Here is a 13,415-nt window from a genome sequence, read left to right on the forward strand (position 1 = left end):
GGCGGAATAAACCACCCCGCCCATTGGTCTCCCAAGCAGACGCCATTTCCGGCGTTGCAGGAGACCGGTATGACCCACCACCACGACAATGAAGCTGACGGCATCAGCCGCCGTCATGCACTGGAATGCATGATCTGGGCCGGCACGGGAGTGCTGTGGACGATTTCGGCCGGCGTGCCGGTTTCGCTCAGCCTGCTCGGCGCGGCGCAAGCCGCAGAAGCCTTGGCCACCGGCTTCACTTTCCTCCAGATCTCCGACAGCCACATCGGCTTCGACAAGGCTGCCAACCCGCACGCCATCGACACGCTGAAGGAGGCCATCGGCAAGATCCAGGCGTTGCCGCAAAAGCCCGCTTTCATGATCCACACCGGCGACATCACCCATTTGTCGAAAGTCGCGCAGTTCGACAACGCTGCCCAGATCATCGGCGGCGCAGGCTTCGACGTACATTATGTGCCCGGTGAGCACGACCTGATCGATGACGGCAATGGCCAGGCCTATCTCGACCGCTACGGCAAAGGCACCAAGGGCGCCGGCTGGTATTCGTTCGACCAGAACGGCGTCCATTTCATCGGGCTGGTCAACGTCGTCAACCTGAAGGCTGGAGGGCTGGGCAATCTCGGCGCCGACCAGTTGGCATGGTTGGCCGATGATCTGAAGGCGGTCACCGCCTCGACGCCAATCGTCGTCTTTGCCCACATCCCGCTATGGGCTGTTTATCCCGAATGGGGCTGGGGCACCGACGACGCGGCGCAGGCCTTGGCCCTGCTCAAGCGCTTCGGCTCTGTCACCGTACTCAACGGCCATATCCACCAGATCATGCAGAAGGTCGAAGGCAACGTTACCTTCCATACCGCGCGCTCGACCGCTTTCCCGCAACCGGCGCCGGGCACCGCAGCCTCACCCGGGCCTATGACGGTACCTGCCGGCCAGTTGCGCAGCCTGCTCGGCACGAGCAGCGTGACGCTCAAGCAAGGCGGGCAGGACCTCGCCATCATCGACAGCACGCTGGCTTGAGGAGAAATGCGATGATCCGCTTCCCATCCCGCGTCTTGGTCTTATCCCCTGTCCCGTTCGGTTTGGCGGCGATCCTGATAATGGTTGCCATGCCACTGAACGCAGCAGACCAGCCAATGGTCAAGATCGAGAACTTTGCCTTCACACCGGCGGTGCTGACGATAAAGCAGGGCACTACCGTGACCTTCGAGAATGACGACGACATCCCGCATCTGGTGGTCGCCAACGATGCCTCGTTTCGCTCCAAGGCGCTTGACACCGGTGACACATATGCCTTCACCTTCACCAAAGTGGGCGACTATGCCTATTTCTGCGGGCTTCACCCGCACATGCAGGGCAGGATCACCGTCGCTCCGTGAGGATTTTCGGAAGGTTCTGCCCGGGATGCCGGGCGATGCGACGGTGTTGAACCACGAGGCCGCGACCGAGCGCTTTCGCGAGGTGGTTCTGCCCCATCTCGCGGATGCGCTTGCGCTTGCCCGCTGGCTGACGGGCAACGCCGCCGATGCGGAGGATGTGGTGCAGGAGGCCTGTTTGAAGGCGCATGCGGGCATCGCCGGCTATGCCGGCGGCAATGCGCGCGCCTGGCTGCTGGCGATCGTGCGCAACGCCTCTTACTCCTGGCTGGCGCGCAACCGGCCGCGCAGTGTCGTCGCCGTCGGCGACCTGAGCGACCTCGATGACGTGACGGCTGCATATGTCGCCGGCCTGCCGGATACGGATAATCCTGAGGCAAGCCTGATCGCCAAGGCCGACACGGCCGCACTCGAGGCGGCGATCGCCGCGCTGCCGCACCAATTTCGCGAGACTGTGGTGCTGCGCGACGTCAACGGCCTCAGCTATCGCGAGATCGCGACGCTGCTTGGCGTGCCGCTAGGCACGGTGATGTCGCGGCTGGCGAGGGCGCGCGGTCTGCTTATATCCCAACTTGGGAGGGCGCTATGAGCGCGCACAACGATGGACTGCCCGATGACCCGGCGGGCGTGGCGCTGATGATCCATGCCTTGGTCGATGGCGAGCTCGACGCAGCGGCAGCATTGGCTGTCGAGCGACGCATCGCGGCCGACCCGGCGCTCGCCGCCGAGCATGCCCGCATCGTTGCGCTGCAGACGGTCGTCAGCGGGCTGACGAGGCTCGATGTCCGTGAGGATTTCAAGGCTCGCATCGCTGCAATCGGGACAGCCGGTATGGAGAAAGTGCTGCCGGCGCCGGCGCCCGCCGCTCGAGTGCTGCCAGCGCACAGGGCGATGCACCGATTTGGCGCGTTCGACTGGCGCGCGCTGGCGGCGTCGATCGTCGTTACGGCCGTGCTGGCCAGCGGCGCGACGCAATGGATGATGCTGAGCAGGGCGCCCGACAGCTTTGCTGCCGCGGTCGCCAGCGGCCACCGTCGCAGCCTGCTGGCAGCCAGCCCGGTGGACGTCGTCTCGTCGGACCGGCACACGGTCAAACCCTGGCTGGATGGCAGGGTCGGCCTGTCGCCGCCGGCACCTGACCTTGCCAGTGACGGCTTCGCGTTGCTCGGCGGCCGGGTCGAGGTGATCGCCGACCAGCCAGTGCCGGCACTGGTCTACAGGCACCGCGAGCACCTGATCACTCTCGTCGCCGCGCCCGAGGAAACCGGCTCGACAGCCGGACCGGTCGATCTTTCTGCTGGTGGCTTCTCGCTGGTCCACTGGAGCGACAGCGCCTTTTCCTACTGGGCGATTTCCGATACCGAACGGCCTGAACTTGACGACTTCGTCAACCGCTTCCGAGCAGCGGCCGCCCGATGACAGACCGCCCAAGTCCATGTGCGTAGCCACGCAGACGGCACAAGCGGCTTTGCCGTTTCCGGCCATCCTTGCGGCTCCCCTCGATTTCCGCTAATGCGCGCCTTTGCCGCCGGAGAGCAGAAGCTTGGACGATCACCGCGCCGACGTCGCCATCATCATGGGCAGCCAGTCCGACTGGGCGACGATGCGCCACGCCGCCGAAACGCTTGAGGCGCTTGGCATTTCGCACAAGCGGCTGATTGTCTCGGCCCACCGCACGCCCGATCGGCTCTATGAGTTCGCCAAGGGCGCCAAGGCGGCCGGCTACAAGGTGATCATCGCCGGTGCCGGGGGTGCGGCGCATCTGCCCGGCATGACGGCGGCGATGACGCCGCTGCCGGTGCTCGGCGTGCCGGTGGAATCAAAGACGCTGTCGGGCCAGGATTCGCTGCTATCAATCGTGCAGATGCCGGCCGGCATTCCGGTCGGCACTTTGGCCATCGGCAAGGCCGGCGCTGCCAACGCTGCCCTTCTCGCCGCCGCGGTGCTGGCGCTGAGCGACGAAAAGCTCGCCGCCCGGCTGGATAGCTGGCGCGCCGCGCAGACCGCCAAGGTGGCCGCCGAGCCCACGGACGCGCCGTGAGCCTGCCGGCGGGATCGAGCATCGGCATCATCGGCGGCGGCCAGCTCGGCCGCATGCTGGCGATGGCCGCGGCCCGCCTCGGCTATCGCATCGTCGTGCTGGAGCCGCAGCCGGATTGCCCGGCGGCACAGGTCGCCAACCGGCAGATCGTCGCCGCCTACGACGACGCGGCCGCGCTTGGCGAGCTGGCTGCGGCCAGTGCCGTCGTTACTTATGAATTCGAGAACGTTCCGGTCGCGGCTGCCGCGGCACTTGCCTCTACGGTGCCGGTCTATCCGCCGGCACGCGCACTGGAAGTGGCGCAGGACCGGCTGGCGGAAAAGAAATTCCTCAACGGTATCGGCATACCGACCGCGGATTTCAGTCCCGTCGACAATGACGAGGAACTGACGGCTGCGCTGAAACAGTTCAACGGCAGCGGCATATTGAAGACGCGCCGCATGGGCTATGACGGCAAGGGCCAGCGTGTCTTCCGCAACATGGAAACAGGCGGCTTTGCCGGCACTTGCGAGGCGATGGGCAACGTGCCGTTGATCCTGGAATCCTTCGTCACCTTCGAGCGCGAGATTTCGGTGATCGCCGCGCGCGGCAGCGACGGCTCGCTCGCCGCCTACGATCCAGCGTGGAATGTCCATCGCAACGGTATTCTGCACAGCTCGACGCTGCCGGCCGGAGTAAAATCCGAGACGGCTGCTGCGGCTCAAACGGCGGCGGCAGAGATCCTTGCAGCGCTCGACTATGTCGGCGTCATCGGCGTCGAATTCTTTGTCCTTGCCGACGGTTCGCTGTTGGTCAACGAGATAGCGCCGCGCGTCCACAATTCCGGTCACTGGACGGAGGCCGCCTGCACCATCTCGCAATTCGAGCAGCACATCCGCGCCGTCGGCGGCCTGCCGCTGGGAAATCCCGCCCGGCAGTTCGACTGCGTCATGGAAAACCTGATCGGCGACGACATCCGGCGCGTTCCTGAGCTGCTCGCCGAGCCCGATCTGATGCTGCACCTCTATGGCAAGGCCGAGGCGCGGCCCGGCCGCAAGATGGGCCATTTTACGCGCGTGAGCCGCCGCAGCTAGAGCATGATCCCGAACCGAAGGTCCGCGCTAGCGAAAATTGGAATCCGGTTTCGGAAAAGATCATGCTCAAACATAAAGTTAGAACCTAAGCTTACTGGATGTCGCCGCTCTCGTCCTCGTCGGGGCTGGCGCAGCTCACATCGCCTTCTGCGCAGGTCGAATCGGCGGTGAGCTGCTTGGTGCGATCGTCGGTCAGCCGCGTCAGGCATTCCGATATCAGCATCGGATAGATCGAGCCGCCTTCGCTGTCCGCGGCGGAATAGCTGCATTCCGCGTCGCGAAAAGCGATCCAGGCGCGCTGCGCCGTCTGCAACAGCTTCCTGGCTTTTGCGCCACTTCCGCCGATGAGATCCTGGTAGGCCTTGTTGAGCTTGGCGTCGGCGGATTTGTAGTCCGCGTCGGCGCAGATGTTCATCATCTGCTGGCTGTCGTCATTGCGGTCGCATTCCTGCGCATGGGCAACAGAGCCTGCCGCGAGGACGACAAGACAGGCGGACACAAGAATTCGGCGCATGACGATCTCCAATTCGCAACCGCATCATTCCAGCCGTCGCAAGCCTGCGCAATGCCGCAAGGCGCCAGTGGCGGATATTTGATGATACGAAACGGTCCGTATCGTTTAGGCAACGCGCTTGCGGTTGACACGGGCAACGCTCCTCGTCTATGAGCCACGCACAGTTCAAAGGCGCGTCTGTGGGCGCGCCTTAATAATTCGGCCCGTGACCGGGCCCAGACCGACGGGCAAGACCATGAAAATCAAGAATTCGCTTAAGGCGTTGAAGGCGCGTCACCGCGACAACCAGCTGGTTCGTCGCAAGGGCCGCATCTACATCATCAACAAGACCGCGCCGCGCTACAAGGCGCGCCAGGGTTGAGTTTTCGACGGAGGCTGCGCGCCTCCGTTCGCATGATACGACACTCACGCTAAATTCAGTTTGACGATCCGGCGTCGGGGGCTAGATTCCCGCGATGCGGATTCTTTTTGCATTTTTCACGGCTTTCCTCGTTTCCGGCGCTGTCTCGCTGCCGGCGTGGGCTGAAGATCCGACCACAACTCCGCCGACAGCACCTCCGGTCGTCAAGACGAAACAGGCGCGGCTCGATCAGCTGTTTGCCGATCTCAAGCGCGAACGCAATGAAAAGGCGGCCGAGCGCATTGCCGGACGCATCGGCAGCGAGTGGTCCCAGTCGGGCAGTGCCTCTATCGACCTGATGATGCAATGGTCGCAGAAGGCAATCGAAAACCAGAAATTCGATGTTGCACTCGATTTCCTTGATCAGGTGGTGACTTTGCAGCCGACCTATGCGGAAGGCTGGAACCGCCGCGCCACTGTTCATTTCATGATGAAGAACTACGGAAAATCAATGGCGGACATCGACCGCACCCTGCAGCTCGAACCACGCCATTTCGGCGCGCTGTCCGGCCTGGCTCAGATCATGGCCGAAACCGGCCACAAGCAGTCGGCACTTGAAGCCTGGCAGCGCGTTCTCGGCATCTACCCGATGATGCGCAGCGCCCAGGACCAGGTCGCCGCACTTTCCGAGGAGCTTGCCGGCGAAGGCATTTGAAGCCAGTAAGGGAATAGGGGAGTAAGGCAGTAGGTGAGTGGTGTAGATTGCACTGCGGAAACGCATGCTCCCCTACTCCCCTACCTCCCTACAGGCCCGATCTATGCCGCTTGCTTCCGTGACGAGTTTCTCCACAAGCGCGGCGGCCGGCATCTGCCGCAGCTTCGCAACGCCCTGCCCGGCCCAAATGGGCAAGAAGTCAGCCCGCTTGCTTTCATCCTTTGCCATCGAAAGCGGCATGACCAGACTCGCCTGTAGCGGAAACGCCAGCGCAGCATCTTCCTCACCAGCCATTTCCATCACAAACCGGTTGCGCACCACGCGCGCTGGGCGGCCAGTGAAGCAGCGGGTCACCGACGTGCTCTCGTCGTTGGCCGAGCGCAATGCTGCGCGATAGACTGGCTGCACATTGGCTTCAGGACAGGCCAGGAAAGCCGTGCCGATCTGCACACCAGATGCACCAAGTGCAAAGCTGGCAGCAATGCCGCGACCGTCGAAGATACCGCCGGCGGCAATTACAGGCACCCGCACGGCATCAACAATCTGCGGTACGAGGGCCATGGTGCCGGCTGTGCCGATAGCAGGGTCGCCAGTGAATGTGCCGCGATGCCCACCGGCCTCGTATCCCTGGGCGATAATGGCGTCCACCCCTCCTGCCTCAAGCTGGCGCGCTTCCGAGACGGTGGTAGCCGAACACAAGACAGTACAGCCAGCCGCTTTCAACTGCTGCACAATTGCGGTGTCGGGTAGGCCGAAGTGGAAGCTGACCACCTTCGGGCGCAGCTCAAGCACGATTTCGAGACGCTCACGATCGAAGGTGGGGAAGGGCTCGCCCGGCTCGGGCACCGGTCCGAGGCCGACCTCCTCATAGCAGCCGCGAAGGCGGTCGCGTATAGTTTGGGCAGCCGCATCATCGCGTGCCGGCGCCGGATGCGCAAAGAAGTTGACGTTGACCGGACGATTGGTGGCGTGCTGTGTCGCCGTGAGCTGCTCGCGGATAGCCGCCGCAGGGAGAATACCGCATCCGAGCGAGCCTAGTGCCCCGGCATTGCTGACCGCCGCCGCGAGTTCCGGTGTGGTGACGCCGCTCATCGGCGCCTGAATTATCGGGTGCTCAATGCCGAGGAGTTCCAGAAGATCAGTGCGCATCCACATTGGATCACCCTCCTCTTTCTCCCAGGAGAGATTACCTTAACTGACTTCCAGCTCAAGTCGGACAGGACCTTCGAACCGCCGGCTACAGGCCGATGCAAGCTGGCGGAGTTCGGCGTCGATCCCAACCCGACTGCCGACGATGCGCCGGGCTGGCGCCGTGTTTACGACGCGCCATGCAGCCGGCCCATCCGGCAGCCGCCGCCGACATTAGCGTCCGACTTCCGATCCGACATAGGCGATGCGCAGCATGTTGGTCGAACCGGGCGTCCTGAGCGGAACGCCGGCCGTGATGATGACGCGGTCGCCGGGCTTGCCGAAACCCTCGTCGAAGGCGATGCGGCAGGCGCGATCGACCATGTCGTCGAGGTCGATGGCATCGGGAGAAACGACGCAATGCGTGCCCCACAACAGCGACAGCCGCCGCGCCGTGTTGAGGATCGGCGACAATGCGACGATCGGCACCTGCGGCCGCTCACGCGCGGCGCGCAGGCCGGTTGTACCCGAGGCCGTGTAGGTGATGATTGCCGACAGCTTCAGCGTCTCGGCGATCTCGCGGGCAGCAAGCGAAATGGCGTCGGCGCCGGTCGCTTCCGGTTCCGAGCGCTGCGCGTTGATGATGCCGGCATAGGTCGGGTCGGTTTCAACCTTGGTGGCGATCCGGTTCATCATCGCCACCGCTTCGACCGGGTAGGCGCCGGCGGCGGACTCCGCCGAAAGCATGATCGCGTCGGCGCCTTCAAACACGGCGATCGAGACGTCCGAGACTTCGGCGCGGGTCGGCACCGGCGCGGTGATCATCGATTCCAGCATCTGCGTGGCAACCACCACAGGCTTGCCGGCGCGGCGGGCGGCGCGGGTGATCTGCTTCTGAATGCCAGGCACGGCTTCGAGCGGCATCTCGACGCCGAGATCGCCGCGGGCGACCATCAGCGCATCCGAAAGCTCGATGATCTCGGCCAGCCGGGCGACGGCCTGCGGCTTTTCGATCTTGGCCATGATCAGCGCCCGGCCGCGCGCGATCTTGCGCGCTTCGGCCAGGTCCTCGGGCCGCTGCACGAAGGACAGCGCCACCCAGTCGACGCCGGTCGCCAGAACTGCGTCAAGATCCCGGCGGTCCTTTTCCGTCAGCGCGCCGACCGGCAGGTCGGTGTCGGGCAGGCTGACGCCCTTCTTGTCGGAAATGGTGGTGCCGGCGACGACGGTGCAGACGATCGCCTGGCCGTTGCTGCTGACCGCCTTGAGCTCGAGCTTGCCGTCGTCGATCAGCAGGCGATGACCGGCCTCGACCGAACGCAGGATTTCGGGATGCGGCAGGTAGACCCTCTTCGAATTGCCGGGCTCGGGATTGTCGTCGAGCGTGAAGGTCTGGCCGACGGTCAGCACTTCTTTGCCGTTGGCGAACTTACCGACGCGCAGCTTTGGCCCTTGCAGGTCGGCGAGAACGCCGATCGGCCGGCCGACCGCCTCCTCGACGGCACGAATGCGGCCGACAAGCGTCCGCATCAATTCATGGTCGGTGTGGCTCATATTGATCCGGAACACGTCGGCGCCGGCTTCGAACAGCTTCTTCAGCATCTCCTCGGACGAGGAGGCCGGACCGATGGTGGCGAGGATCTTGACCTTGCGGCTGCGTCTCATTGACTGTTTGTTCCCGGGGCGGCTGCAGCGCCATCCGTTGCGGGCTCGTCAGTCAGCTGGACCATCCAGCTTGCCTGCTCGCCCGTGTCATATTCCTGAAATCCGGCGCGCTGAAAGCCCCGGGCGACGCAGTCGGTAACGCCGGCGATCTTGAACTCTTTTTCGGCCACGCACATGTTGATCGGGCCATCCCAGCGTCCGCCGCGCTCGGCGTCTTCTGCATAAAGATAGTAAAACCTTGATGACAACGGTCCCTCGATCAGCGTCTTGCAGCTCGATCCTTCGATGTGCCACCAGCCTTCGGTGATCCAGCCGGCCTTGGCCCGATAGCCGATGCCGACGCCTACCAGGTTCTGCGTGGCGTTGCAGACCCGGAAATCGGCCCGTGCCGGCGAGGCCGTGATCACCGCGAAAAGGCCCATTGCCGGTATCAGGAGCGGCATGGCCAAGGCATGGCGCACACGCAGCCTGCCGGCGAAACCCATCCTGAAACCCCTCAAGAACCACATTTGCATCTCTCAACGCCCCTTTTCGGAAAAGTCCGTACGCATGTCAACGCGCCGATCTGTCCAATTCCAATCGATTTAGAAGGCTCCGGCGCGCTTGCGGTCGCCCCCGCTCAGTTTTTTGCAGAAACCGTGGCTAAACAACGGCATTGCGCAAGCGTTCTCTTCGTGGAATGACGATACCACCCTCCCAGGAAGCCCGCGAACAGACCTTTCCCGCCGATGACCCGATCCACAGTTTTCGCGCCTTTCGACATCGTCGAAGGCGACCGCAAGCGCGGCATGGTGCTTTTGGCCGATCACGCTCGCCGCGACCTGCCGGAGGAATATGGCAGCCTTGGCCTGCCAGCGGCGGAGTTCGACCGCCATATCGCCTACGACATCGGCGTCGAGACTGTAACCCGCGAACTCGCAAGTCTGCTCGGCGTTCCGGCGGTGCTTGCCAATTTTTCACGGCTGCTGATCGATCCCAATCGCGGCGAGGACGATCCAACGCTGATTCGCCAGCTCTATGACGGCACCATCATCCCGGGAAATTATCCCATGGCGCCGGAGGAACGCGAAAGACGTCTGGACCGTTTTTACCGCCCCTATCATGATGCCGTCGGCGCCATGATCGCCTCGGTGGCGCAAGCGTCCGCGCAGGCACCTTTCATCTTTTCGGTGCATTCCTTCACGCCGACCATGCAGGGCTTCGTGCGGCCGTGGCACGTCGGCATATTATGGGATCTCGACGATCGCGTTGCGCGGCCGCTGATCGACATGCTCGCCAAGGACAAGAGCCTCATCGTCGGCGACAACGAACCCTATGACGGCGCACTGCGCGGCGATACCATGTTCAGGCACGCCATCGTCAACGGATTTGCCCATGCGCTGCTTGAGATCCGCCAGGACCTGATCGCCGACCTTAAGGGTGCCCTCGACTGGGCCGAACGGCTGGCGCCGATCGTTGACGCGATCGATCGACGTGCCGATATACATGCGGTGAAAATATTCGGCTCGCGCACCGGACCGGTGTGACGAAAGGCCCAAGGGACGCCAAAGACATGACCGAACCCAGCGACGAACAAAAGCGCGATTTCGAAGCCGCTGCCTTCCGCCGGCTGGTTGCGCATCTGCGCGAGCGTTCCGACGTGCAGAACATCGACCTGATGAACCTCGCCGGCTTCTGCCGCAACTGCCTGTCCAACTGGTACCGCGATGCGGCGCAGGCCGAGGGTGTCGAACTCAGCAAGGAACAGTCGCGCGAGATCATCTACGGCATGCCCTATGCCGAGTGGCAGGCACTGAACCAGATCGAAGCCTCCGATGCCAAGAAGGCCGAGTTCGAGGCAAGGCGCCCCAGGGATCACTAGGGAGGACGCCGTGCCTAAGATTGACGTTGCCGACGTGCCCGGACGCAAGGGCTCATCCTATCCACCGCCGTTCGATGCACCCTGTGCCGAACGCGTGCGGCAGCGGCTGGGCAACGCAGGCGGGCTCACCGACTTCGGTATCAATCTCATGCGCCTGCCGCCGGGCAACTGGTCGAGCCAGCGCCACTGGCATTCGCACGAAGACGAATTCGTCTACGTGCTTGAAGGCGAGCTGACGCTCGTCGAAGATGCCGGCGAGACGGTGCTGCGCGCCGGTGACTGCGCGGCCTTTCCGAAAGGATCAGGCAACGGCCATCACATGATCAACAAATCGGGCGCGATGGCGATTTATCTCGAAGTCGGTTCGCGCTGGCCCGACGACGTCGCCACCTGCTCCGACATCGACATGATGAGCACCAACGCCGACGGCCGGTTTGTGCACAAGGATGGCGCGCCTTATCCCCAGCCGTAAGGATTTCGGAGTGGACCGCCGAGATGGTTGGCCGACGCGAGAGGACGTAGCGTCTGGTCCAAGCACTTTCGGCAAAGAGCGCTTGACTGTGAATTGAATCGATCTAATTTGCCGCGCGAAGCCATTTCCGGACCGGATTCTACCCGATGGACGCGCAGAAAATGACGCAGACCGCGATTCGTGGACGCTGGGCAGTGGCCGGCATCTTCCTCGCCAATGGCTTCCTGACCGGGAGCTGGGCGCCGCAGATCCCGGTGTTCCTCACCCGGCTGGACATCAGCAAATTCACGCTCGGCCTGTTGATTCTGTTGTTCGGGGCCGGGGCCGTAACCGCCATGACCTGGTGCGGCCATCTGATCTCGAAGCATGGCTCGCGCACGGTGCTGCGCTGGTTCGGACTTGCCGGCAGCTTCGGCCTGTTGGTCGTGGCTCTGGCCCCCAACGTGCCCTTGGCGGCAATCGCCATGTTCATCTTCGGCGGTTCGATCGGCGGCATGGACGTCGCCATGAATGCCAACGCAGTGGCAGTCGAACGGCGGCTATCCCGTGCCATCATGTCGTCCTCGCACGGCTTCTGGAGCCTTGGCGGTTTCGCTGGCGGCGCTTTGGGCGGTTTCGCCATCCAGAACTACGGTCACCTCGCCCATGCGACGGTGGTGACGGCTCTTGCCTTTGCCGTCATCGCCGTAGCGATCCGCTACCTGATCGCCGAGGACAAGCACCCAGCCCCCGAGCACCACAAATTCGCGCTGCCGGCAAACCCTCTGGTCTATCTGGTTGGGCTGATGGCACTGCTGACGATGATCTCCGAAGGTGCGGTGCTCGACTGGGCGGCGCTGTATCTCAGGCAGGAGCTCGGCGCCGATCTTGCCATCGCAGGCCTGGCCTACGCCGCCTTTTCCGGTGTCATGGCCGTCATGCGCTTCCTTGGCGATGGCGTCCGCAACCGTTTCGGTGCCGTTACGACGTTGCGTGCCTCGGCTCTTGCCGCTGCTGCCGGCATGCTGGTGGCCGGGCTGGCGCCCTCGCCGTGGCTCGCCATTGCCGCCTTTGCCTTTTGCGGCCTCGGCATTGCCAACATGGTGCCGATCATCTTTTCGGCCGGCGGCAACCAGGAAGGCATGGCGTCCGGCACCGGCATGAGCGTCGTCACCACAATGGGTTACTCAGGCATTCTGGTGGCGCCGTCGGCGATCGGCTTCATCGCCGAACACTCGAGCTTCGGCCCGATCTTCGTCGCTCTGTCCGGGCTGCTGATCGTCGTGCTGTTGATGGCCGGGCTCGCTCACCGCGCTGAATTCGCAGCCGAGGCAGCACCGGCTGAATAGCGCTTGAACTCTTCGTAGAGGAAATCCGCGACGCGGCGGATGCGGACGCTTGTACGCACGTCGCGGTGCATGGCGAGCCACACCGGCAGCGTCGGCAGCGGGAGACCCGGCAGCACTGTCTCGACCAGCGGATCACGGTCGGCGAGCGGCTCCTGGCCAAATCCGATGCCGTTTCCCGCCCGCACTGCTTCCCACAGCACGATCTGATTATCGGTCCTGAAGCGGAAGGCATTGCGGGCAAGCGGGACGCCGAACTGGGCAAAGCCGCGAATGATCTCATCGCTGCGGTCGAAGCCGACCAGATCATGGCCGGCGAGATCGCGGGCCTCGCGCGGACGGCCACGCCGGTCGAGATAGGATTTTGCCGCGCAGGCGCGGAGCGGAATGTCGGTCACCTTGCGCGCGACCAGTTCATTCTGCGCCGGCTTGACCATGCGAATGGCGATATCGGCATCGCGACGCAGCAGATTCTCGACCTGGTTCGAGGCGACGATCTCGACCTCGATGCCCGGCTCCTCGAAACCAAGCCTCGCCATCATTTCCGGCAGTACATAGGCGGCCACCACTTCGCTGGCGGCAATGCGCACCGTACCCTCTATCGCCTCGACCGATCCCAGCGCCAGCAGCGAAAAGGCGCTTGCCTGCTCGCTCACCGCGCGACCCTGTTCAAAGAGCGTGCTGCCTGCTTCCGTGAGCGCATAGCCACGCCGCCCGCGCCGGAACAGGGTGACGCCGAGCGCCTGTTCCAGCTCGGCGATGTGGCGGCCGAGCGTCGGCTGGCTTGCTGCAAGTTTTCGCGCGGCGGCCGACAGGCTGCCGGTCTCCGCCACGGTGACGAAACTCTTGATCAGGTTCCAATCGATATCCATTCAAAATTGAATATCAGATTGCCATCTTTAGTCAAT

The 13,415-nt window shown here is 63.7% G+C and carries 18 protein-coding genes; 13 read left to right on the plus strand and 5 right to left on the minus strand.

The window, feature by feature from the left end; all coding sequences use genetic code 11:
• Positions 1–69 precede the first annotated feature (69 nt).
• The 6 genes from NKH17_RS06505 (at position 70) to NKH17_RS06530 (ending at position 4,487) form a co-directional block, all read left to right on the plus strand.
• Positions 70–1,017 carry a metallophosphoesterase family protein gene (locus NKH17_RS06505; RefSeq protein ID WP_352801742.1) on the plus strand — a complete coding sequence of 316 codons (948 nt, stop codon included), beginning with the start codon at positions 70–72 and terminating at the stop codon, positions 1,015–1,017.
• Positions 1,018–1,028: 11 nt separating this feature from the next.
• Positions 1,029–1,376, plus strand: coding sequence for a cupredoxin domain-containing protein (locus NKH17_RS06510; RefSeq protein ID WP_352898198.1), 348 nt, complete (start codon positions 1,029–1,031; stop codon positions 1,374–1,376).
• Between the two features lie 25 nt (positions 1,377–1,401).
• Complete coding sequence (locus tag NKH17_RS06515) at positions 1,402–1,962, plus strand: sigma-70 family RNA polymerase sigma factor (RefSeq protein WP_352801740.1); 561 nt, start codon at positions 1,402–1,404, stop codon at positions 1,960–1,962.
• Complete coding sequence (locus NKH17_RS06520) at positions 1,959–2,792, plus strand: anti-sigma factor family protein (protein ID WP_352801738.1); 834 nt, start codon at positions 1,959–1,961, stop codon at positions 2,790–2,792. Before NKH17_RS06515 ends, NKH17_RS06520 begins: the two co-directional genes overlap by 4 nt.
• Positions 2,793–2,916: 124 nt before the next feature.
• The gene (gene purE, locus NKH17_RS06525; RefSeq protein WP_352504988.1) at positions 2,917–3,414 is read left to right on the plus strand and encodes a 5-(carboxyamino)imidazole ribonucleotide mutase; all 498 of its coding nucleotides are present in this window, start codon (positions 2,917–2,919) and stop codon (positions 3,412–3,414) included.
• Complete coding sequence (locus NKH17_RS06530) at positions 3,411–4,487, plus strand: 5-(carboxyamino)imidazole ribonucleotide synthase (RefSeq protein ID WP_352801736.1); 1,077 nt, start codon at positions 3,411–3,413, stop codon at positions 4,485–4,487. Before purE ends, NKH17_RS06530 begins: the two co-directional genes overlap by 4 nt.
• 91 nt (positions 4,488–4,578) lie before the next feature.
• Here the strand turns inward: NKH17_RS06530 and NKH17_RS06535 are convergent, their stop codons facing one another.
• Complete coding sequence (locus NKH17_RS06535; RefSeq protein ID WP_352898193.1) at positions 4,579–5,001, minus strand: lysozyme inhibitor LprI family protein; 423 nt, start codon at positions 4,999–5,001, stop codon at positions 4,579–4,581.
• Between the two features lie 235 nt (positions 5,002–5,236).
• Here NKH17_RS06535 and ykgO point away from each other — a divergent pair, with 235 nt between their 5' ends.
• Positions 5,237–5,362 (plus strand): type B 50S ribosomal protein L36, encoded by a 126-nt coding sequence (gene ykgO, locus NKH17_RS06540; protein ID WP_006203764.1) that lies wholly within the window; start codon positions 5,237–5,239, stop codon positions 5,360–5,362.
• 94 nt (positions 5,363–5,456) lie between these two features.
• Positions 5,457–6,056 carry a tetratricopeptide repeat protein gene (locus NKH17_RS06545; protein ID WP_352454860.1) on the plus strand — a complete coding sequence of 200 codons (600 nt, stop codon included), beginning with the start codon at positions 5,457–5,459 and terminating at the stop codon, positions 6,054–6,056.
• A gap of 72 nt (positions 6,057–6,128) precedes the next feature.
• Here the strand turns inward: NKH17_RS06545 and NKH17_RS06550 are convergent, their stop codons facing one another.
• The 3 genes from NKH17_RS06550 to NKH17_RS06560 all read right to left on the minus strand — a co-directional run bounded on the left by NKH17_RS06550 (position 6,129) and on the right by NKH17_RS06560 (position 9,310).
• A complete protein-coding gene (locus tag NKH17_RS06550; protein WP_352898188.1) occupies positions 6,129–7,211 on the minus strand; it encodes an NAD(P)H-dependent flavin oxidoreductase in 1,083 nt (360 codons plus the stop codon).
• 207 nt (positions 7,212–7,418) lie between these two features.
• Positions 7,419–8,849: a pyruvate kinase gene (gene pyk, locus NKH17_RS06555; RefSeq protein ID WP_352504984.1), complete on the minus strand. Its 1,431-nt coding sequence runs from the start codon at positions 8,847–8,849 to the stop codon at positions 7,419–7,421.
• The gene (locus tag NKH17_RS06560) at positions 8,846–9,310 is read right to left on the minus strand and encodes a DUF1036 domain-containing protein (RefSeq protein WP_502894192.1); all 465 of its coding nucleotides are present in this window, start codon (positions 9,308–9,310) and stop codon (positions 8,846–8,848) included. Before NKH17_RS06560 ends, pyk begins: the two co-directional genes overlap by 4 nt.
• Here NKH17_RS06560 and NKH17_RS06565 point away from each other — a divergent pair.
• From NKH17_RS06565 to NKH17_RS06585, 5 genes are all read left to right on the plus strand, one after another.
• Positions 9,302–9,532: a hypothetical protein gene (locus NKH17_RS06565; RefSeq protein ID WP_352737829.1), complete on the plus strand. Its 231-nt coding sequence runs from the start codon at positions 9,302–9,304 to the stop codon at positions 9,530–9,532. The genes NKH17_RS06560 and NKH17_RS06565 overlap by 9 nt on opposite strands.
• Before the next feature lie 45 nt (positions 9,533–9,577).
• The gene (locus NKH17_RS06570; protein ID WP_254816514.1) at positions 9,578–10,375 is read left to right on the plus strand and encodes an N-formylglutamate amidohydrolase; all 798 of its coding nucleotides are present in this window, start codon (positions 9,578–9,580) and stop codon (positions 10,373–10,375) included.
• A 26-nt stretch (positions 10,376–10,401) separates the two neighbouring features.
• The gene (locus tag NKH17_RS06575; protein ID WP_352898185.1) at positions 10,402–10,710 is read left to right on the plus strand and encodes a DUF1244 domain-containing protein; all 309 of its coding nucleotides are present in this window, start codon (positions 10,402–10,404) and stop codon (positions 10,708–10,710) included.
• A gap of 10 nt (positions 10,711–10,720) precedes the next feature.
• Positions 10,721–11,182 carry a cupin domain-containing protein gene (locus NKH17_RS06580; RefSeq protein WP_352898182.1) on the plus strand — a complete coding sequence of 154 codons (462 nt, stop codon included), beginning with the start codon at positions 10,721–10,723 and terminating at the stop codon, positions 11,180–11,182.
• Positions 11,183–11,328: 146 nt separating this feature from the next.
• Positions 11,329–12,510 carry an MFS transporter gene (locus tag NKH17_RS06585; RefSeq protein WP_352898179.1) on the plus strand — a complete coding sequence of 394 codons (1,182 nt, stop codon included), beginning with the start codon at positions 11,329–11,331 and terminating at the stop codon, positions 12,508–12,510.
• Here NKH17_RS06585 and NKH17_RS06590 read toward each other — a convergent pair.
• Positions 12,468–13,379: a LysR family transcriptional regulator gene (locus NKH17_RS06590; RefSeq protein WP_352476142.1), complete on the minus strand. Its 912-nt coding sequence runs from the start codon at positions 13,377–13,379 to the stop codon at positions 12,468–12,470. The genes NKH17_RS06585 and NKH17_RS06590 overlap by 43 nt on opposite strands.
• Positions 13,380–13,415 lie beyond the last annotated feature (36 nt).

It is taken from the genome of Mesorhizobium sp. M1334 (genome assembly GCF_040317995.1).
Classification (GTDB): domain Bacteria; phylum Pseudomonadota; class Alphaproteobacteria; order Rhizobiales; family Rhizobiaceae; genus Mesorhizobium.

Excerpts from the sequence above, each read along its gene's own strand:
- NKH17_RS06590 (WP_352476142.1), bottom strand. The coding sequence starts at position 13,379 with ATGGATATCGATTGGAACCTGATCAAGAGTTTCGTCACCGTGGCGGAG.
- NKH17_RS06510 (WP_352898198.1), top strand. The coding sequence starts at position 1,029 with ATGATCCGCTTCCCATCCCGCGTCTTGGTCTTATCCCCTGTCCCGTTC.
- ykgO (WP_006203764.1), top strand. The coding sequence starts at position 5,237 with ATGAAAATCAAGAATTCGCTTAAGGCGTTGAAGGCGCGTCACCGCGAC.
- NKH17_RS06520 (WP_352801738.1), top strand. The coding sequence starts at position 1,959 with ATGAGCGCGCACAACGATGGACTGCCCGATGACCCGGCGGGCGTGGCG.
- NKH17_RS06515 (WP_352801740.1), top strand. The coding sequence starts at position 1,402 with ATGCCGGGCGATGCGACGGTGTTGAACCACGAGGCCGCGACCGAGCGC.
- NKH17_RS06575 (WP_352898185.1), top strand. The coding sequence starts at position 10,402 with ATGACCGAACCCAGCGACGAACAAAAGCGCGATTTCGAAGCCGCTGCC.
- NKH17_RS06545 (WP_352454860.1), top strand. The coding sequence starts at position 5,457 with ATGCGGATTCTTTTTGCATTTTTCACGGCTTTCCTCGTTTCCGGCGCT.
- NKH17_RS06585 (WP_352898179.1), top strand. The coding sequence starts at position 11,329 with ATGGACGCGCAGAAAATGACGCAGACCGCGATTCGTGGACGCTGGGCA.
- NKH17_RS06535 (WP_352898193.1), bottom strand. The coding sequence starts at position 5,001 with ATGCGCCGAATTCTTGTGTCCGCCTGTCTTGTCGTCCTCGCGGCAGGC.
- NKH17_RS06550 (WP_352898188.1), bottom strand. The coding sequence starts at position 7,211 with ATGTGGATGCGCACTGATCTTCTGGAACTCCTCGGCATTGAGCACCCG.
- pyk (WP_352504984.1), bottom strand. The coding sequence starts at position 8,849 with ATGAGACGCAGCCGCAAGGTCAAGATCCTCGCCACCATCGGTCCGGCC.
- NKH17_RS06570 (WP_254816514.1), top strand. The coding sequence starts at position 9,578 with ATGACCCGATCCACAGTTTTCGCGCCTTTCGACATCGTCGAAGGCGAC.
- NKH17_RS06565 (WP_352737829.1), top strand. The coding sequence starts at position 9,302 with ATGGCGCACACGCAGCCTGCCGGCGAAACCCATCCTGAAACCCCTCAA.
- NKH17_RS06505 (WP_352801742.1), top strand. The coding sequence starts at position 70 with ATGACCCACCACCACGACAATGAAGCTGACGGCATCAGCCGCCGTCAT.